The organism is Streptomyces sp. NPDC033131, from assembly GCF_055578365.1.
Window position 1 is genome coordinate 295,892 of sequence record NZ_JBVIPA010000005.1, and the last position, 18,246, is coordinate 314,137.

An 18,246-nucleotide genomic window follows, 5' to 3' on the forward strand; every position below is an offset into this window, starting at 1 on the left:
GGCTCTTCTCAGGCAGACCGAGGGAGTGGCCCCGTGATGACCCGTTCCGTGCGCCGGACCCGCCGGACCCTGCGGGCGATCGGCGCGGGAGCCGCCGCGCTGCTGGCCCTGAGCGCGTGCTCCTCGTCCGGCTCATCCGAGGCGGACTCGGGCACGGCCGGATCCGGCTCCTCCGCGAAGCTCTCCGGCACGGTGACCGTCTTCGCCGCCGCCTCGCTCCAGGAGAGCTTCACGACGCTGGGCAAGCGGTTCGAGCAGGAGCACCCGAGCACGAAAGTCACCTTCAGCTTCGGCGGCAGCGACACCCTCGCCGCGAACATCACGGGCGGCGCCCCGGCCGACGTGTTCGCCGCCGCGAGCACCAAGACCATGGCGATCGTGACGGACGGGCAGGACGCGGTCGGCGCACCCGCCACCTTCGTCCGCAACCAGTTGGAGATCGCCACCCTGCCGGGCAATCCCGACAAGGTCACCTCCCTCGAGGACCTCACGAAGTCCGGCCTGAAGGTCGTCCTGTGCGACAAGACGGTGCCGTGCGGCTCCGCCGCCCAGACGGCCCTGGAGAGCGCGGGCCTCGAGCTCACGCCGGTCTCCTACGAGCAGGACGTCAAGAGCGCCCTCACGAAGGTCGAGCTGAAGGAGGCCGACGCCGCCGTCGTCTACAAGACGGACGTGAAGGCCGCCGGTGACAAGGTGGCGGGCGTGGCCTTCCCCGAGTCGGCGAAGGCCGTCAACGACTACCCGATCGCCCTCCTCAAGAACGCGCCGAACCCCGCCGCCGCCAAGGCCTTCATCCAACTGGTGCAGTCCGCACAGGGCCAGAGGGTCCTGACCGGGGCCGGATTCCTCACGCCATGACCGGACCCGGCAAGGACAAGTCCGAGACCGTCGCCATGGAGGGCCGACGGCGCCGGCCTCCGCGTGCGGGTCCCCGCCGAGGCGTGCCCCTTCCCCTCCTCGTGCCCGCCCTGGCAGGGCTGGCGTTCCTGCTCCTCCCACTGGTCGCCCTGCTCGTACGAGCTCCCTGGCGCAGCCTCCCCGAGCAGCTGACCAGTGCGGCGGTCTGGGAGGCCCTCCGTCTGTCCCTGGTGTGCGCCACGGCGGCGACCGCGCTGAGCCTGGTCGTCGGTGTCCCCCTGGCCTGGCTGCTGGCCCGCGCCGACTTCCCTGGCCGCGGCCTGGTCCGCGCCCTGGTGACCCTGCCCCTCGTTCTGCCCCCGGTGGTCGGCGGCGTGGCACTGCTGCTCGCCCTCGGCCGCAACGGCGTGATCGGGCAGTGGCTGGACTCCTGGTTCGGGCTCACCCTCCCGTTCACCACGACCGGCGTGATCCTCGCGGAGACCTTCGTGGCGATGCCGTTCCTCGTCATCAGCGTCGAGGGCACCCTGCGTGCCGCCGACCCGCGCTACGAGGAGGCGGCCACCACCCTCGGCGCCTCCCGCTTCACCGCGTTCCGCCGGGTCACGCTGCCGCTGATCATGCCGGGCATCGCAGCGGGCTCCGTCCTCGCCTGGGCACGAGCCCTCGGCGAGTTCGGGGCCACGATCACCTTCGCGGGCAACTTCCCGGGCCGAACCCAGACCATGCCCCTCGCGGTCTACCTGGCCCTCCAGAACGACCCGGCGGCCGCCATCGCCCTCAGCCTGGTCCTGCTGGCGGTGTCGATCGCGGTCCTGGCAGCCCTGCGCGACCGCTGGATGACCCCCTCATGACCCTCACCCGAGTACGCCTCCCCCACCCTGCCCGACCGGAGCAAGACCACACCACCCACCCCGCCAACCCACGCCACCCCACCAACCTGGCGGCCACCCACCCCGCCACCCCACGACCAGCCAACCGCACCCACCCACCCCGCCAACCCACGCACGGCCAGCCGACGCCCCCGCCACCCCACCAACCTGGCGGCCGCACCGACCCCGCCAACCTGCGGGCAGTCGTGCCGCTCGGGGCGGCACGGGTGGGCGCAGGCGGCACCCCGCCAGCGCCGGGCCGCGCAACCCACCCCCGCCAGCCCACACCGACGGCCCGCACCGACCCCGCCAACCTGCGGGCAGTCGTGCCGCTCGGGGCGGCACGGGTGGGCGCAGGCGGCACCCCGTCAGCGCCGGGCCGCGCAACCCACCCCCGCCAGCCCACACCGACGGCCGGCATCGACGACCCGCACCAACGACGCGTACCGACCCCAGCCACACACGATCCCGGTCCGAGCCAACCCCTCCAGGACACGCCCCTCATGACCAACGTCGAGGACCCAGCCGGCACCACAACCGACGCCACAACCGACGCCGCCGCCAACACCACCCGCGGCCCAGGCCTCGCCGCCCACCTCGTCGTCGACCGCGACACCTTCCGCCTGGACATCAGCCTCACCGCCGCCCCCGGCGACGTCGTAGCCCTGCTCGGCCCGAACGGCGCCGGCAAGACCACCGCCCTGCGCGCCCTCGCCGGCCTCGCCCCGCTCACCGGCGGCCATCTGCGCCTGGACGGCGTCGAGTTGGACCGCACACCCCCCGAGTCCCGCCCGGTCGGCGTCGTCTTCCAGGACTACCTCCTCTTCCCGCACCTGTCCGCCCTCGACAACGTGGCCTTCGGACCCCGCTGCCACGGCGCGACCAAGGCGCAGGCCCGCGCGCAGGCCGCCGAGTGGCTGGACCGCATGGGTCTCGCCGACCACGCCGGCGCCAAGCCCCGCCGTCTCTCCGGCGGCCAGGCCCAGCGCGTCGCCCTGGCCCGCGCCCTGGCCACCAGCCCCCGCCTGCTCCTCCTCGACGAACCCCTGGCAGCCCTGGACGCCCGCACCCGCCTGGAGGTACGCGCCCAACTCCGCCGCCACCTCGCAGAGTTCGACGCCGTCGCCGTCCTGGTCACCCACGACCCACTGGACGCCATGGTGCTGGCCGACCGGCTGGTGGTCGTCGAACACGGCCGGGTCGTCCAGGAGGGCACGCCCGCCGACATCGCCCGCCACCCCCGCACGGACTACATCGCACAGCTGGTCGGCCTCAACCTCTACAGGGGCCAGGCCGAAGGCCACACGGTCCGTCTGGACGCCGGCCCCTCCATCACCACCACGGAGGACCTCGCCGGACCGGTCTTCGTCGCGTTCCCCCCCGGCGCCGTGACCCTCTACCGCGACCGCCCCACCGGCTCCAGCGCCCGCAACCTCTGGCGCTGCGAAGTGGCCGGCCTGGAGACCCACGGCGACCAGATCCGTGTGGACCTCACCGGCGAACTCCCCCTCGCGGCCGACCTGACGACGGTCGCGGCGGCGGAACTCGATCTGCACCCGGGTGCACCGGCCTGGGCAACAGTCAAGGCGACCCAGACTCACGCATACCCGGCATAACCCCCGCCTCCGACTACCGTGGGGACCCCACCCCCCGGCTCCCCACCCCCAACGAGGCCTCCATGAGCCTGAGCATCCGCAATCATCTCCCCGGCACCGTCACCGCCGTCACCCCCGGCGAGGTGATGGCCACGGTCAAGGTCCACCTCACCGGCGGCCGGAACCTCACCGCGGCAATCACCGTGGAGGCCGCCGAGGAACTCGGTCTCGCCGCGGGTTCCGCCGTACACGCCCTGGTGAAGTCGACGGAGGTCTCCCTGGCCACCGGCCCCGTCGAAGGCGTCTCCATCCGCAACCAGCTCCCGGGCACCGTCCGCGACATCACGACCGGCGGCGCCATGGCCTCCGTCAAGGTCGCCCTCGACGACGGTGAGCTGACCGCGGTGATCACCAAGGAGGCCGCGACGGACCTGGCCCTCGCACCCGGCACCACAGTCGTCGCCCTGATCAAGTCGACCGAGGTCTCCCTCGCGACCCCGTGACGCACCAGGGCTCCGCCCGGCGAACCGGACGGGGCCCTCATCACGTATCGGCCCTCACCACGTGTACTGCACGTCAGTCCTCGTACGCGTCCAGCGGCGGGCAGGAGCAGACGAGGTTACGGTCGCCGAAGGCCTGGTCGATCCGGCGCACCGGCGGCCAGTACTTGTCCGCGACCGACACACCGGCCGGGAAGACGGCGTCCTCGCGCGTGTAGGCGTGCTCCCACTCCCCGCCCAGCGCACCGGCGGTGTGCGGCGCGTTCCGCAGCGGGTTGTCCTCCGCGGACCACTCGCCCTTGCCGACCTTCTCGATCTCCGTACGAATGGCGATCATCGCCTCGCAGAACCGGTCGAGCTCGGTCAGGTCCTCGGACTCGGTCGGCTCGATCATCAGCGTGCCGGCCACCGGGAAGGACATCGTCGGCGCGTGGAAGCCGTAGTCGATGAGCCGCTTGGCGACGTCGTCGACGCTCACACCGGTCGCCTTGGTCAGCGGCCGCAGATCGATGATGCACTCGTGCGCGACCAGACCGCCCGGACCGGTGTAGAGCACCGGGTAGTGCGGCTCCAGCCGCTTGGCGATGTAGTTGGCACTGAGCACCGCCACCTGCGTGGCCCGCTTGAGCCCCTCCCCGCCCATGAGGCGGACGTACGCCCACGAGATCGGCAGGATCCCGGCGGAGCCCCAGGGCGCGGCCGAGATCGGCCCGACACCGGTCTCCGGGCCGGCCGCGGGCTGCAGCGGGTGGTTCGGCAGATACGGCGCCAGGTGCGACCGCACACCCACCGGGCCGACGCCCGGACCGCCGCCGCCGTGCGGGATGCAGAAGGTCTTGTGCAGGTTCAGGTGCGAGACGTCACCGCCGAAGTGCCCCGGCTTGGCCAGGCCCACCAACGCGTTCAGGTTGGCCCCGTCGACGTACACCTGCCCACCCGCCTCGTGCACCTGGGCGCAGATGTCGGCGACGTGCTCCTCGAACACCCCGTGCGTCGACGGGTACGTGATCATCAGCACCGACAGCTCGTCCCGGTACTGCTCGATCTTCGCCCGCAGGTCCTCGACGTCGATCTCGCCGTCCCCGGCGGTCTTCACGACGACGACCTTCATGCCCGCCATCACCGCGCTGGCGGCGTTGGTGCCGTGCGCCGACGAGGGGATGAGGCACACGGTCCGCTGCTCGTCACCGTTGGCCCGGTGATACCCGCGCACGGCGAGCAGCCCGGCCAGCTCCCCCTGGGATCCGGCGTTGGGCTGCAGCGAGACGTTGTCGTACCCGGTGACCTCGGCGAGCCGCTCCTCCAGCTCGCGGATGAGCGTGAGGTATCCCTGCGCCTGCTCGGCAGGCGCGAAGGGGTGCAGTTGCCCGAACTCGGGCCAGGTGACCGGCTCCATCTCGACGGTCGCGTTGAGCTTCATGGTGCAGGAGCCCAGCGGGATCATGCCGCGGTCGAGCGCGTAGTCCCGGTCGGCCAGGCGACGCAGGTAGCGCAGCATCGCGGTCTCGGAGCGGTACTGGTGGAACACGGGGTGCGCCAGGTACTCGTCGGTCCGCAGCAGCGCGCCCGGAAGGGTCTCCTCGGTGGCCGCGTCGAGCGCCTCGATGTCCCCCTCGACCCCGAACGCGGCCCATACTGCGGCCAGTTGGGCTCGCAGAGTGGTCTCGTCGCAGGCGATGGACACGTGGTCGGCGTCCACGAGACGCAGGTTGACCCCGTTCTCGCGCGCGGCGGCGACCACCTGGGCACCCCGCCCGGGCACACGGACGGCCAGCGTGTCGAAGTAGGAGCCGTGCACGACCTCGACCCCGCCGGCCGTCAGGCCCGCGGCGAGGACCGTGGCGTACCGGTGGGTGCGCCGCGCGATGGTCTTCAGGCCGTCGGGCCCGTGGTAGACGGCGTACATACCGGCCATCACCGCGAGCAGCACCTGCGCGGTACAGATGTTGCTGGTCGCCTTCTCCCGGCGAATGTGCTGCTCGCGGGTCTGGAGTGCGAGGCGGTAGGCCTTGTTGCCGTCGGCGTCCACGGACACCCCGACCAGGCGCCCGGGCAGGCTGCGCGCGAACTTCTCACGTACCGCCATGTAGCCGGCGTGCGGCCCGCCGAAGCCCATCGGCACACCGAAGCGCTGCGTCGTCCCGACCGCGATGTCCGCACCGAGCTCCCCCGGGGACTTCAGCAGCGTCAGCGCCAGCAGGTCGGCGGCGACGGTCACCAGCGCGCCGAGTTCGTGGGCCTGCTCGATCACCGGCTTGATGTCGCGTACGGCACCGGAGGCGCCCGGGTACTGGAGCAGCACGCCGTTGATCTCGCGCCCGGCGATCTCGGCCGGAATACCGTCACTGAGGTCGGCGACCACGACCTCCACACCGGTCGGCTCGGCGCGCGTCTCGATCACGGCGATGGTCTGCGGCAGCGTGTCCGCGTCGACCAGGAAAAGGCCCTTCTTGTTCTTGCCCATGCGCCGGGACAGCGCCAGAGCCTCGGCGGCCGCGGTGCCCTCGTCCAGCAGCGAGGCGCCCGAGGTCGGCAGCCCGGTGAGCTCGGCGACCATGGTCTGGAAGTTGAGCAGGGCTTCGAGGCGCCCCTGGGAGATCTCCGGCTGGTAAGGCGTGTACGCCGTGTACCAGGCGGCGTTCTCCATGACGTTCCGCAGGATGACGGGCGGTGTGAAGGTCCCGTAGTACCCGAGCCCGATCATGGAGTCGAGCACCTGGTTACGGTCGGCCAGCGAACGCAGCTCGGCCAGCACCTCGGCCTCGGTGCGGGCGCCCGGCAGCTCCAGCATGTCGGCGTTCTTGATCACATCCGGGACCGCGGCGGCGGTGAGCTCGTCGAGCGAGCCGTACCCGACCTGCGCGAGCATCTTGGCCCGCGCCTCCTGGTCGGGCCCGATGTGGCGCTGCTCGAAGGGGATTCCCTGCTCGAGCTCGGAAAGCGGAATGCGATGGGCGGTCATTACGGAGGCCTCCTGGTCTGACGCGACCTTCGAGGGTCACCACGGCGCGGGTACCCGGACGGCCTCCCCCTCTGTCATCACAACCTGAGAGCTTCACCGGACACCCGAGGGCACCCGACTTTCACCGTCGGTGAGAGCGGAAGCCGTCGACGCCGTCGGCACCCGCCCTGCTTTCCAGAGTGACCTCGTCCGTGCGGTACGTGGGCCTGAGAGATTCCGGGGAGGATTTGCTCCTTCGGCGCCTCCGATGAAGTCTGGAGGACTCTCCCGCACGGGGTCAGCAGCCGTTGTCAGCGTACCAGCGAGGTCCACACTCCCACCTTCGAGTGGCCGCCATCCTCAATCTGCTCTTTTGTAGTGCTTACGGATGAGTTGCGACCAAGTGGAGGGCCCGTGCAGACCGACATCGATCCGCGCAACCTGATCGGCCGCAAGGCGCTCGACCGCAACGGCACGAAGCTCGGCACCATCGACGAGGTCTACCTCGACGACGCGACCGGCGAACCGGAGTGGGCCGCCATACGCACCGGCCTCTTCTCCAGGGATGCCTTCGTCCCCCTGGAACCGAGCGAACTCGTCGAGGGCACCCTCCACGTCCCCTACGACCGCGCCCTGATCAAGGACGCTCCCGACTTCGGCGTGGGCCGCCATCTCTCTCCCGAACAAGAACTCCAGCTCTACCACCACTACGGTCTGGACCTGGGCGCCCCTCCCCCCTTCCCGGACCGCAACTTCGGCAAGGTGGCAGGCACGGACGACCCGTGACCCCACCGGCACGGCACGAACGCGCCCCAGCCGCCCCGCCACCTGCGGGCAGTCGTGCCGCTCGGGGCGCCACGGGTGGGCGCAGGCGGCACCCGGTCAGCACCGGGCTGCGCCACCCACCCCCGGCCCACACCGACCCCGGTCACGCACGAATCCCCGCGAACCGCCGTCCGCAGGCGCCCCGCATCCCCTCTCGGCCAAGGCCGGTGCGACCCGCACGAACCCATCCCGCCGGCCCTCCTCTCACTACTCATCCGCGCACCCCACCACGCTTCACCCGCATCTCCCCGCCGCGCTTCACACCGCTCGCACCCGGCCCTCATCCGCAGAAGGCCCCCCACCGGCGCCCGCCTCAGGTCTCCGCGCCACCAACGGCAACGGCTCCGCCGGCTCCAACTCCGGGTCGTCGACCCGGAAGGTCCGCACGCGCCCGGGCTCCGAGTCGGGTGTCTCGAAGCGCACGGTGACCCGCCCGAGTCCGCTCCCCTGCACCCACCCGTGCCCGTACTCGGCATGGGTGACGTCGTGCCCCGAGACCCATCTCCGCTCGACCGGCCCGGCCGGTTCCACCGCGGGCACGTCATCGGTGTCCTCCACCGACCCGACGACATCCCCCCGGTCCCCCGCCGCCTGCGCGAACAGGTCCTCCTGCGTGTAGTCGGCCAGGCCGCTCACGCCCACCCCCAGCAGCCGCACGCCCCCTGTCGTGTCCACCGGGTCCAACAGCCGCGCCGCAGCCTCCCGCACCACTGCCGGATCGTCCGTGGGCCCCCGCAGGGTCTCGGACCGGGTCAGCGTCGAGAAGTCGTATCTCCGCACCTTCAGCACGATGGTCCGCCCGGACAGCCCCGCTTCCCGCAACCGCCGCACACACCGGTCGGCCAGCCGCTGTACTTCCATCCCCACCCGGACCCGGTCGTGAATGTCGACGTCGTACGTGTCCTCCACGGACACCGACTTCGTCTCCCGCTCGGCCACCACCGGCCGCTCGTCGTGCGCCAGCGCCATGGCGTACAGCGCGTGCCCGTGGGCCTTGCCCAGCAGCCGTACGAGCTCGTCCTCACCCGCCTCGGCCATCTCGTCGACCGTATGGATCCCGGCCCGCCGCAGATGGTCGCCCGTCGTCGGCCCCACCCCCGGCAGCGTCCGCACCGACATCGGCCCGAGCATGGCCCGCTCGGTCCCCGGTTCGATGACCACCAGTCCGTCGGGTTTGGCCTGCTCCGAGGCGATCTTCGCGAGCATCTTGGAAGCGGCGAGGCCCACCGACCCGGTGAGCCCGGTCACGGCTCGTATGTCGGTCCGCAGTTTCGCCCCGGCCAGCCGCGCCGAGGCGTCGTCCCAGGCCGCTCCCCCGGCCTCCAGGTCCACGAACGCCTCGTCCAGGCTCAACGGCTCCACAAGAGGCGACAGCGCCCGCAGAAGCCCCATCACCTGCTCGCTGATCGACCGGTAGAACGCACCACGCGGCACCAGATACGCCGCGTTCGGGGCGAGCCGACGCGCCTGGGCCATGGGCATCGCCGAATGAACCCCGAAGACCCGTGCCTCGTACGACGCCGTGGCCACCACGCCCCGCGGCCCGAGCCCGCCCACGACGACGGCCTTCCCGCGCAGGCTCGGCTTGGACGCCTGCTCCGCCGAGGCGAAGAAGGCATCCATGTCGAGATGCAGGATCGTGGGCGCGCTTCTCACATCTCCGATGCTGCCCTACGCCACTGACAATGCCGTCCCCGGAGAGCGGGGCCGGCGGTCAGACCGCCCGGTTGCGCCGCCGCGCCAGCTCGTCCGCGGGGTTGTGCCCCACGAGGGTCTCCCCGGTGTCGATCCGCTCGCCGTGCAGCTGGGAAAGCGCGTTCTCCACGTCCCGCCACACGACACCCACGGCGATTCCGAAGATGCCCTGGCCACCCTGCAACAGCGCGTGGACCTCGTCCGGCGAGGTGCACTCGTACACCGTGGCACCGTCGCTCATCAGCGTCATGCGCTCCAGGTCGCTGAAACCGCGTTCCCTGAGGTGCTGAACGGTGGTGCGGATGTTCTGCAGCGACACACCGGTGTCCAGAAAGCGCTTGACGATCTTCAGGACGACAACGTCCCGGAAGCTGTACAGACGCTGCGTTCCCGACCCGTGGGCCGGCCGCACACTCGGCTCGACGAGACCGGTGCGGGCCCAGTAGTCCAGTTGCCGGTAGGTGATGCCGGCGGCCGCGCAGGCCGTCGGACCGCGGTAGCCGATCTGCTCGGACGCCATGGACGTCGCCCCTCCGCTGCTCGGCACGGCCGTCGGTCGCTGCGGAGCGTGATCGGCCGCGTTGCTGTGAAGCGGGTACGGACCGCTCGCCCCGAGACTGCGTCCGGGGGCACCCCCAGCCGTACCGTCGCCGCTGCTGCTCACGCCGACCTCCGTCCTTGACCTGCCTTCTCGACGGTAGGCAGTCACCAGGGGCGCGTCAACGATCGCCACACTCGGCACGCCGGGTGATAATCACCCTTCGAGTGGTTTCCCGCACCCAACCGCGGGGAAAGGCTAGCCGAATGTGCCCTGAGCGGCCCGTACGACTCTCTCACGCACCGCCGGCAAATGCCCGCATGTGAGGCGTCGACGGACATGGCCGAGCCCCGCGGGCCGGTTCGCCCACGAGGCGGCGGACGCCTCACTGGCTGCTGGTTCCGAAGTCCTCGGGCGAGATCTGGTCGAGGAACTCACGGAACTTCTCCACCTCGTCCTCCTGCTCGTCCGGGATCGCGATGCCGGCGTCGTCGAGCACGCCGTCACTGCCGTAGATCGGCGTCCCGGTGCGCAGGGCCAGCGCTATGGCGTCGGACGGGCGGGCACTCACCTCGACTCCGCTGGCGAAGACCAGCTCCGCGTAGAAGACGCCTTCACGCAGATCCGTGATGCGCACTTCGGTGAGCTCCTGCCCGACGGCCTCCAGCACGTCCTTGAACAGGTCATGGGTCAGCGGTCGGGCGGGGGCCATGCCCTGCTGCGCGAAGGCGATCGCCGTTGCCTCCCCAGGCCCGATCCAGATGGGGAGGTAGCGGTCGCCTCCCACTTCACGCAGGAGCACGATCGGTTGGTTGGAGGGCATTTCGACCCGGACACCTACGACATCGAGCTCGTTCACACAGCAACCCTAGGCCGTGCCCGGGACGTTTGGGTAGTCGGGCAGAGAACGGGTGGCCTATCCGGCCCGTGCGAACCCGCCCGCGTCACGGCAACCGCACGCCCAGCGCGGTCTGCACGAGTGCCGCGTGCAGCTTCACCGTGAGCCCGGCCAGTTCCTTCGTACGGGCCTCGGCATGTGCCCTGGTCTGGGGGTTGCGATGGCGCCTCAGCGGGGCCACCACCTGGTCGACCAGCCCCGCCTCGCGCTCGGCCGCCGTCTTCATCACCCGCAGATGCCGCGGCTCGATCCCGAACCGCCCCAGCTCGGCGATGAGCGAGGCCACAGTGGCCGCCTCGGCGTCATACGCCCCGTCGGGCAGCGGAGAGATCAGCCCGTACGACTCCCACTCCTGAAGTTCCTGCTCGCCGATCTCGGCGGCCGCCATCAGCTGACCCCGCCCGATCCTGGCCGCGGTCGGCCCGTCGGCGATCTCCGAAAGACCCTCGCCGTCGCGCTGACGGCCCACTGTCGGCAGTGGCGCGGCCTCACCGCGCTCCATGGCGTCGAGGTGCTCGCGAATCACCTTGAGCGGCAGATAGTGGTCCCGCTGCATCCTCAGGACGTGACCGAGGCGCTCGACGTCGTCAGCACTGAACTTGCGATACCCCGAGGGGGTCCGCTGCGGCTCGACAAGGCCCTCCGACTCCAGGAAACGGATCTTGGAGATGGTGACTTCGGGGAACTCGTCGCGCAGCATGTTCAGCACCGAGCCGATGCTCATCAGCTCACTGTCCGTGGCGGCGGCGCCTTGCCCGGCACCGCCGCTCGGTGTTTGCAGCATGGACCTTCCCGGGAGGGTCAGTAGCCCCGCTGGCTCGCGTAGAAGACCAGCCGGTACTTGCCGATCTGCACCTCGTCACCGTTCGACAGTGCGACCTGGTCGATCCGCTCGCGGTTGACGTACGTGCCGTTCAGACTGCCCACGTCGGCCACCGTGAACGAGCCGTCCGGGCCGCGGCGGAACTCCACGTGTCGACGGGAGACCGTCACGTCGTCCAGGAAGATGTCGCTCTGCGGGTGGCGCCCGGCCGTGGTCAGATCGCCGTCCAGCAGGAAGCGGCTGCCCGAGTTGGGACCGCGGCGCACCACCAGGAGCGCCGAGCCGAGCGGCAGCGCGTCGACGGCAGCCTGCGCCTCTGGGGAGAGCATGGGCATCTGCGTCTGGCCCGTGACCTCGGCGTCGTAGGCCTCGAGCCCGGAGATGGAGATCGTGGACGTCGTCTCGGACGGACGCTCGGGCGTTGCCCCCGCCCGCAGCGGAGCACCGCAGTTGGAGCAGAAGCGGCTGTTCTCCGCGTTGCGGTTACCGCACCTCGTACACACCAGGGCCGACATAGGGGAAAACCCTCCACCCGTGCTTGAGGTTGACGGTTGCCCGAAACCTATGCCTCCGGACTGGGCAGGGTCAACTGACGGCGCGCCCTGACCTCCGGAAACGTCACCGCCCGGACCATCGACCTGGTCCCGGAACAACGGCCGCTGGCCTTCTGCGTCAGGCTGTGCGCGATGACGGGCGGTCGCGTTGTCGCTGCCCTCTCGCGCGCTCTTGCCGAACAACTTCGCAAACAACTTCACGGGCGATTCCCCTTGACCGAAACAGACCCGCCCGTGGGGCAGGACGAACCCTGATTGAACACACCGGTCGATCCGGACATCCTCACAACGTCCGTCTCCACCGGACAGTTTCCACCACGCACCACCCAATCGGTGCGCCGACCCCCCGCAACCTCATGCCCTCGCCGGACGTCCCCCATGCACCCCCGGTTCACTGGGAGGACGACCGAGCGTAGTCAGGCCGCTTCGCCGCTCGCAAGGCGTCAACGACGATCTTGTCCGCCCGCTCGACGGTCACGGTGGCCTGCTCCTTCTCAAGAGTCTGCACCACGCCTCCGGGGATGTTGAGCGCCGGCTCGAGATCCTGCGGCTTGCCGATGACCTTGAAACGATAAGGGCGGTTGATCTTGTTCCCGTCGACGCTGACACTCTTGTCGGAGTCGGTCAGGTAGGTGCCCGCGACGACCCGCACGCCGTTCACCTGGATCGCCTCGGCACCGGCCGCGCGCAGCTCCTGGATCGCGTCGAGCAGCATGTCCGCCTGGACCGCCCCCTTCGGGTCACCGATGGTCATCGTGATGCCCGGTCCCTGCGCGGCCACCGTGCCCGCCAGGATGCCGAGCTGCTTCTCCTTCTCCACCGTCTGTTTACGGGCCTCCTCGGCCTGGTCCGAGCTGTTCTCCAGCTCGTCCCGCTGCCTTTCGAGGCCCTGCTTCTCGTCTTCAAGACGCTGAGTACGGTCATCCAGTTCATCGAGGATACGAACAAGATCTTCCTGACGTGCCCCCCGCAGAGCGCTGTCACTGTCACTGTTCGACGCCACCTGCACGGCCAGCCCGAACCCCAGCCCGAACAGCAGTATCGCGACGATGAGTTGGGCCCTGGTGACACGCGGCGGCCACAGACCGTTCACCAGCCGCTGGCGGCCGGTCAGCTGCGGCGGCTCCTCGGAGGCCTCCGCAGCCGCCGCGGAAGGCTCGGCGGTCACTTCCTCCGGCAGCTCCTTGCGCAGCCTGTTCTCGGGCGTCTCGTCCTGGTTGCTCATCCGCCTCACGCCCGGAAGATGTGCCGGCGGATCGCCGCGGCATTGGAGAAGATCCGGATCCCGAGCACCACGACGACACCGGTGGACAACTGCGCGCCGACGCCCAACTTGTCGCCCAGGAACACGATCAGCGCGGCCACGACCACGTTGGACAGGAACGACACGACGAAGACCTTGTCGTCGAAGATACCGTCGAGCATGGCCCGCAGACCTCCGAACACGGCGTCGAGCGCCGCCACCACGGCAATCGGCAGATAAGGCTCGACGACCGCCGGAACCTCGGGCCGGACCAACAGGCCGGCCACGACTCCCACGACGAGGCCCAGTACGGCGATCACGATGTGCCCTTCTCATTTCTCGGCTGTGCAGTACGTACGATCACACTCGGCGCGGCGGGCAGCCGGAGGTCGTCCGCCACGGAAATGGCGGTCCGGATGCCGTAGTTCTCCTGCAGGGCATGCAGATACAGGCCGTCGGCGCTGTTCTGGAACCTGGTGCTCAGCCGCTTGCCGTCCCCCACCGCAAGCACCGTATACGGCGGAACGAGCGGCTTGTTGTCGACCAGTATCGCGTCACCCGCGGCCCTGATCGCCGACAGCGCCGTCAGCCGCTGCCCGTTGATCGACACCGCCTCGGCGCCCGACTCCCACAGTCCGTTGACCACCCGCTGCATGTCCCGGTCGCGCACCCGCCCGGTGTCGGAGAACCCGGAGGTCTCGCGCGGGCCGCCGTCACCGCCGGAGGAGGCTTCCTTGGCGTCGTCCACGACCAGTTTCACTCCGGGGCCGTGCACTGCCGTGGCGCCCGAGAGAATGCCCATGAGTTCGGCCTGGTCGCTGCCACCGCTGTCCCTGAGGGCCGCTCGCTGGCGCGCGCTCACGTCGTCGCGCAGCTCGTCGACGGAGTCCTCCAGCTTGTCCGCGGCCTCGGTCTCCCGGTCGATGCGGTCGATCAGTTCCTCGCGCTCCTTGGCGACGACAGGAGCGGCGACCCGGGCCTGGGCGGCTCCGACGGTCACGACCAGCGCGGCGAGCACCAGGCCGGCGGCCAGACCCAGCTTCGACCGAAGCGTCTTGGGCAGACCCCCGTCGCCTGCGGCCCTCTTCCGGACGGCGGCCTCGGCATACCCCTCGTCGAGGCTGTGGTCCATGACGTTGGTGAGCAGCGACATGGACGCGTCCGGGCGCGAGGGGCGCGTAGGAGTGCTCCGAACGGGGGGCTGCTGCGGCATGCCGCACATCGTCGCACGTCGCGACCACTACCTCCGAATGGCCCCACCGGCGTGCCGGACAGGCCCCCTGGGAACCTGCCCGGCACGCACGCGTGCGGTGGTTTCAGCGCCCGGCGCTGTCCACGACCGCCGCCCACTCGTCCAGCAAGGCCTGGGCGGAGGCGTCATCCGGCCCTTCCGCCCACAGGTGGGTGACCGCTTCCGCCGGGTCCGGCAGCACCATGACCCAGCGCCCGTCGGTCTCCACCACGCGCACGCCATCAGTGGTGTCCACGAAGCGGTCTCCGGCCGCCTCGACGACCCGCCGCATCACCAGGCCCTTGACGGCCCAGGGAGTCGCCAGATCCCGCTTGAGGACATGCGCCCGGGGAATCCGCGCATCGATCTGGCTGAGCGTCAGCTGCGTCCGCGCCACCAGCCCGATCAGCCGCACGAAGGCCGCCGTACCGTCGAAGACACTGCTGAACTCGGGGACGATGAATCCGCCCTTGCCGTCCCCACCGAAGATCGTCGTGTCGTCGCGGCCGACGCGGGTCAGGTCGTCCGGGGAAGTGGTCGTCCACTCCACCTGCGTCCCGTGGTACGCCGCCACCTGCTCGGCGATCCTGGTCGTGGTCACCGGCAACGCGACTCGGCCACTGCGCCGCTCCGCAGCCACCAGGTCGAGCATGACGAGCAGCGCACGGTCGTCCTCGACGATCCGCCCCTTCTCGTCGACCAGCGACAGCCGCTCACCGACCGGGTCGAACCGCACCCCGAACGCGGCCCGCGCGGACGCCACGATCTCTCCCAGCCGCACAAGCCCCGACCGGCGCCCGTCCGCCGACTCGGTGGGCCTGGACTCGTCGAGCCCCGGGTTGATGGTCAGCGCGTCCACACCGAGCTTTCCGAGCAGGCTGGGCAGCACAAGCCCGGCGCTGCCGTTCGACGCGTCGACGACGACCTTGAGACCGGACTCGGAGATGCCCGTGGTGTCGACGTTCCGCAGCAACGACCCGGTGTACGAGTCGAAGACGCTGGCAGGGAAGTGCAGGTCTCCGATCTCACCCGGGAACGCCCGCCGGTACTCCTGCCGCGCGAACACCCGGTCCAGCTTGCGCTGGCTCCCCTGCGAGAGGTCCGCGCCCTGACCGTCGAAGAACATGATGTCCACGGAATCCGGGATACCGGGCGTGGTCCGGATCATGATCCCGCCGGCGCTGCCTCGCGCGGTCTGCTGTCGCGCCACCGGCAGCGGCACGTTCTCCAGGTCACGTACGTCGATGGCACTGGTCTGCAGAGCGGAGATGACCGCCCGCTTGAGCGCACGGGCACCACGTGAGTGGTCACGGGCCGTGGTGACGGTCGACCCCTTCTTGAGCGTGGTCGCGTAGGCGCCGGCGAGACGCACGGCCAGCTCGGGAGTGATCTCCACGTTCAGGATTCCGGACACACCACGGGCACCGAAGAGGTGGGCCTGCCCCCTGGACTCCCAGATGACCGAGGTGTTGACGAACGCACCGGCCTCGATCGTCTTGAACGGGTAGACCCGCACATTGCCCTGCACGATCGATTCTTCACCGATCAGGCACTCGTCCCCGATGACGGCGCCGTCCTCGATCCGGGCCGCGCGCATGATGTCGGTGTTCTTTCCGACGACGCATCCCCGCAAGTTGCTGTGCTGACCGACGTACACGTTGTCGTGCACGACAGCCTTGTGCAGAAAGGCCCCGGCCTTGACGACGACGTTCGAGCCGATGACGCTGTGCTCGCGGATTTCGGCGCCGGCCTCGACCTTGGCGTAGTCACCGATGTAAAGCGGTCCACGGAGAACGGCGTCGGGGTGTACTTCGGCGCCTTCCGCCACCCACACGCCCGGGGAGATCTCGAAGCCGTCGAGATCGACGTCGACCTTGCCCTCCAGGACGTCGGCCTGCGCCTTCACATAGCTCTCGTGGGTACCGACGTCCTCCCAGTAGCCCTCGGCGATATAGCCGTAGATGGGCTTGCCTTCCTTCATCAACTGCGGGAAGACATCACCGGACCAGTCGACGGAGACATCGGCCTCGACATAGTCGAACACCTCGGGCTCCATCACATAGATACCCGTGTTCACGGTGTCCGAGAAGACCTGGCCCCAGGTCGGCTTCTCCAGAAAGCGCTCGACCTTGCCCTCCTCGTCGACGATCGTGATACCGAACTCCAACGGGTTGGGCACACGCGTCAGGCAGACGGTGACCAGCGCACCCTTTTCCTTGTGGAAACTGATGAGCTCGGTGAGATCGAAGTCGGTCAGGGCATCGCCGGAAATGACGAGGAAAGCATCGTCCTTCAGCGCCTCTTCGGCGTTCTTGACGCTTCCGGCGGTACCGAGTGGCTTCTCCTCATTGGCGTAGGTGAGCTCCATACCGAGCTCCTCACCGTCACCGAAGTAGTTCTTGACCAGCGAGGCCAGGAACTGGACAGTAACGACGGTCTCGTTGAGCCCATGCCTTTTGAGCAGCCGCAGAACGTGCTCCATGATCGGCCTGTTGGCCACCGGAAGGAGCGGCTTGGGCATGCTCGAGGTCATAGGGCGAAGACGTGTGCCTTCGCCTCCGGCCATCACGACGGCCTTCATGTCGGAAGCGTCCTCCTCTAAAAAGATGACGGTCTAGCCGACTTCACCCGTCAGATTGTCCCGCACTTTTCCGCCGCGGGCCATCGGGCCGATACAGCCGTTGCAATCAGCGAGTTCAGTCGGCCATGGCGTCCGCACGGACCAGGCGGCGGACCTGTACCACGTAGAGGACTCCTGCCCACCAATACAGCGTTGTACCCCACCCTGCGAACGCCCATCCGAAAATAGCAGCGAGTGACGCGATCCATCCACTCCCGTCACTGAGCAGGAGCAGGGGGAAGGCGTACATCAGGTTGAAGGTCGCGGCCTTGCCCAGGAAGTTCACCTGTGGAGGCGGATAGCCGTGGCGTCTGAGGATGCCCACCATCACCAGCAGAACCAACTCGCGCGCCAGAAGTGCAGCGGTCAACCAGATTGGCAGAATCTCGCGCCAGGTGAGACCGACCAAAGTCGAAAGAATGTAGAGCCTGTCAGCCGCTGGATCCAGGAGCCGGCCAAGGCTGCTGATCTGGTTCCAGCGCCGCGCCAGCTTCCCGTCCAGGTAGTCGGTGACCCCGCTCAGAGCCAGCACCAGAAGCGCCCACCCGTCACTTTGGGGACCGCCGAACTCAGGCCTGAGGATCAGCCACAGGAAGAGCGGCACCCCAGCGAGCCGCGCCATGCTGAGGATGTTGGGGATGGTGAGGACCCGGTCCGTCTGGACGCGGGTCTCCTGGACCTCCACCCGGGAGCCTCCTGTGCACAATAAGCCGACGATGCCCCCTGACCTTACCTCAACGCAAAAAAGCTCCGGCTCTTGGGCTGCGTGCCCAAGAGCCGGAGCTCTAAAAGGAGTTCGGCGGCGTCCTACTCTCCCACAGGGTCCCCCCTGCAGTACCATCGGCGCTGTAAGGCTTAGCTTCCGGGTTCGGAATGTAACCGGGCGTTTCCCTCACGCTATAACCACCGAAACACTATGAAACTGTTTCAGCCGCACCACACCCGTGACCATGGGCATGGGGCTGTTCGTGGTTTCAGAACCAACACAGTGGACGCGAGCAACTGAGGACAAGCCCTCGGCCTATTAGTACCGGTCAACTCCACACGTTACCG

16 protein-coding genes, 1 rRNA gene and 1 riboswitch are annotated in these 18,246 nt (G+C 69.4%); of the genes, 5 read left to right on the top strand and 12 right to left on the bottom strand.

What is annotated here, in order from left to right; all coding sequences use genetic code 11:
- The first annotated feature begins 36 nt into the window (after positions 1–36).
- The 4 genes from modA to ACZ5XS_RS10175 all read left to right on the top strand — a co-directional run bounded on the left by modA (position 37) and on the right by ACZ5XS_RS10175 (position 3,828).
- Positions 37–858, top strand: a complete 822-nt coding sequence (gene modA / locus ACZ5XS_RS10160) for a molybdate ABC transporter substrate-binding protein (protein WP_468649637.1) — start codon at positions 37–39, stop codon at positions 856–858.
- Positions 855–1,712 carry a molybdate ABC transporter permease subunit gene (gene modB / locus ACZ5XS_RS10165; RefSeq protein ID WP_468649639.1) on the top strand — a complete coding sequence of 286 codons (858 nt, stop codon included), beginning with the start codon at positions 855–857 and terminating at the stop codon, positions 1,710–1,712. Before modA ends, modB begins: the two co-directional genes overlap by 4 nt.
- Positions 1,713–2,233: 521 nt before the next feature.
- On the top strand, positions 2,234–3,346 hold the full coding sequence (locus ACZ5XS_RS10170) for an ABC transporter ATP-binding protein (protein ID WP_468649641.1): 1,113 nt from the start codon (positions 2,234–2,236) through the stop codon (positions 3,344–3,346).
- A 62-nt stretch (positions 3,347–3,408) separates the two neighbouring features.
- Complete coding sequence (locus ACZ5XS_RS10175; RefSeq protein WP_468649643.1) at positions 3,409–3,828, top strand: TOBE domain-containing protein; 420 nt, start codon at positions 3,409–3,411, stop codon at positions 3,826–3,828.
- Positions 3,829–3,901: 73 nt separating this feature from the next.
- Here the strand turns inward: ACZ5XS_RS10175 and gcvP are convergent, their stop codons facing one another.
- On the bottom strand, positions 3,902–6,787 hold the full coding sequence (gene gcvP / locus ACZ5XS_RS10180; protein WP_468649645.1) for an aminomethyl-transferring glycine dehydrogenase: 2,886 nt from the start codon (positions 6,785–6,787) through the stop codon (positions 3,902–3,904).
- 184 nt (positions 6,788–6,971) lie between these two features.
- Positions 6,972–7,067: riboswitch (glycine riboswitch) on the bottom strand.
- A 113-nt stretch (positions 7,068–7,180) separates the two neighbouring features.
- Between gcvP and ACZ5XS_RS10185 the strand changes: the two genes are divergently transcribed.
- Positions 7,181–7,552, top strand: a complete 372-nt coding sequence (locus ACZ5XS_RS10185) for a PRC-barrel domain-containing protein (RefSeq protein ID WP_468649647.1) — start codon at positions 7,181–7,183, stop codon at positions 7,550–7,552.
- Positions 7,553–7,849: 297 nt separating this feature from the next.
- Here the strand turns inward: ACZ5XS_RS10185 and ACZ5XS_RS10190 are convergent, their stop codons facing one another.
- The 11 genes from ACZ5XS_RS10190 to rrf form a co-directional block, all read right to left on the bottom strand.
- Positions 7,850–9,247 (bottom strand): DNA polymerase IV, encoded by a 1,398-nt coding sequence (locus ACZ5XS_RS10190; RefSeq protein WP_468649649.1) that lies wholly within the window; start codon positions 9,245–9,247, stop codon positions 7,850–7,852.
- 58 nt (positions 9,248–9,305) lie between these two features.
- Positions 9,306–9,950: a MerR family transcriptional regulator gene (locus ACZ5XS_RS10195; RefSeq protein WP_468649651.1), complete on the bottom strand. Its 645-nt coding sequence runs from the start codon at positions 9,948–9,950 to the stop codon at positions 9,306–9,308.
- A 259-nt stretch (positions 9,951–10,209) separates the two neighbouring features.
- Positions 10,210–10,683, bottom strand: a complete 474-nt coding sequence (locus ACZ5XS_RS10200; protein ID WP_004002801.1) for a bifunctional nuclease family protein — start codon at positions 10,681–10,683, stop codon at positions 10,210–10,212.
- An 85-nt stretch (positions 10,684–10,768) separates the two neighbouring features.
- On the bottom strand, positions 10,769–11,506 hold the full coding sequence (gene ftsR / locus ACZ5XS_RS10205; protein ID WP_468649653.1) for a transcriptional regulator FtsR: 738 nt from the start codon (positions 11,504–11,506) through the stop codon (positions 10,769–10,771).
- 17 nt (positions 11,507–11,523) lie between these two features.
- The gene (locus tag ACZ5XS_RS10210; RefSeq protein WP_468649655.1) at positions 11,524–12,429 is read right to left on the bottom strand and encodes an FHA domain-containing protein; all 906 of its coding nucleotides are present in this window, start codon (positions 12,427–12,429) and stop codon (positions 11,524–11,526) included.
- A 61-nt stretch (positions 12,430–12,490) separates the two neighbouring features.
- Entirely contained in the window at positions 12,491–13,324 is an 834-nt protein-coding gene (locus ACZ5XS_RS10215) for a DUF881 domain-containing protein (protein ID WP_468649657.1), read from the bottom strand.
- A 5-nt stretch (positions 13,325–13,329) separates the two neighbouring features.
- Entirely contained in the window at positions 13,330–13,662 is a 333-nt protein-coding gene (locus ACZ5XS_RS10220; RefSeq protein ID WP_030794354.1) for a small basic family protein, read from the bottom strand.
- Positions 13,659–14,564, bottom strand: a complete 906-nt coding sequence (locus tag ACZ5XS_RS10225) for a DUF881 domain-containing protein (protein WP_468649659.1) — start codon at positions 14,562–14,564, stop codon at positions 13,659–13,661. The genes ACZ5XS_RS10220 and ACZ5XS_RS10225 overlap by 4 nt, the downstream gene beginning before the upstream one ends.
- Before the next feature lie 94 nt (positions 14,565–14,658).
- Entirely contained in the window at positions 14,659–17,154 is a 2,496-nt protein-coding gene (locus ACZ5XS_RS10230) for a sugar phosphate nucleotidyltransferase (protein WP_468649661.1), read from the bottom strand.
- Positions 17,155–17,269: 115 nt separating this feature from the next.
- Positions 17,270–17,878 carry a CDP-alcohol phosphatidyltransferase family protein gene (locus ACZ5XS_RS10235; RefSeq protein WP_053748929.1) on the bottom strand — a complete coding sequence of 203 codons (609 nt, stop codon included), beginning with the start codon at positions 17,876–17,878 and terminating at the stop codon, positions 17,270–17,272.
- A gap of 109 nt (positions 17,879–17,987) precedes the next feature.
- A 5S ribosomal RNA gene (gene rrf, locus ACZ5XS_RS10240) occupies positions 17,988–18,104 on the bottom strand.
- Positions 18,105–18,246 lie beyond the last annotated feature (142 nt).

What these genes read in the sequence shown, in the direction of transcription:
- modA (WP_468649637.1), top strand. Translation starts at nt 37, where the DNA reads ATGACCCGTTCCGTGCGCCGGACCCGCCGGACCCTGCGGGCGATCGGC.
- modB (WP_468649639.1), top strand. Translation starts at nt 855, where the DNA reads ATGACCGGACCCGGCAAGGACAAGTCCGAGACCGTCGCCATGGAGGGC.
- ACZ5XS_RS10170 (WP_468649641.1), top strand. Translation starts at nt 2,234, where the DNA reads ATGACCAACGTCGAGGACCCAGCCGGCACCACAACCGACGCCACAACC.
- ACZ5XS_RS10175 (WP_468649643.1), top strand. Translation starts at nt 3,409, where the DNA reads ATGAGCCTGAGCATCCGCAATCATCTCCCCGGCACCGTCACCGCCGTC.
- gcvP (WP_468649645.1), bottom strand. Translation starts at nt 6,787, where the DNA reads ATGACCGCCCATCGCATTCCGCTTTCCGAGCTCGAGCAGGGAATCCCC.
- ftsR (WP_468649653.1), bottom strand. Translation starts at nt 11,506, where the DNA reads ATGCTGCAAACACCGAGCGGCGGTGCCGGGCAAGGCGCCGCCGCCACG.
- ACZ5XS_RS10215 (WP_468649657.1), bottom strand. Translation starts at nt 13,324, where the DNA reads ATGAGCAACCAGGACGAGACGCCCGAGAACAGGCTGCGCAAGGAGCTG.
- ACZ5XS_RS10225 (WP_468649659.1), bottom strand. Translation starts at nt 14,564, where the DNA reads ATGTGCGGCATGCCGCAGCAGCCCCCCGTTCGGAGCACTCCTACGCGC.
- ACZ5XS_RS10230 (WP_468649661.1), bottom strand. Translation starts at nt 17,154, where the DNA reads ATGAAGGCCGTCGTGATGGCCGGAGGCGAAGGCACACGTCTTCGCCCT.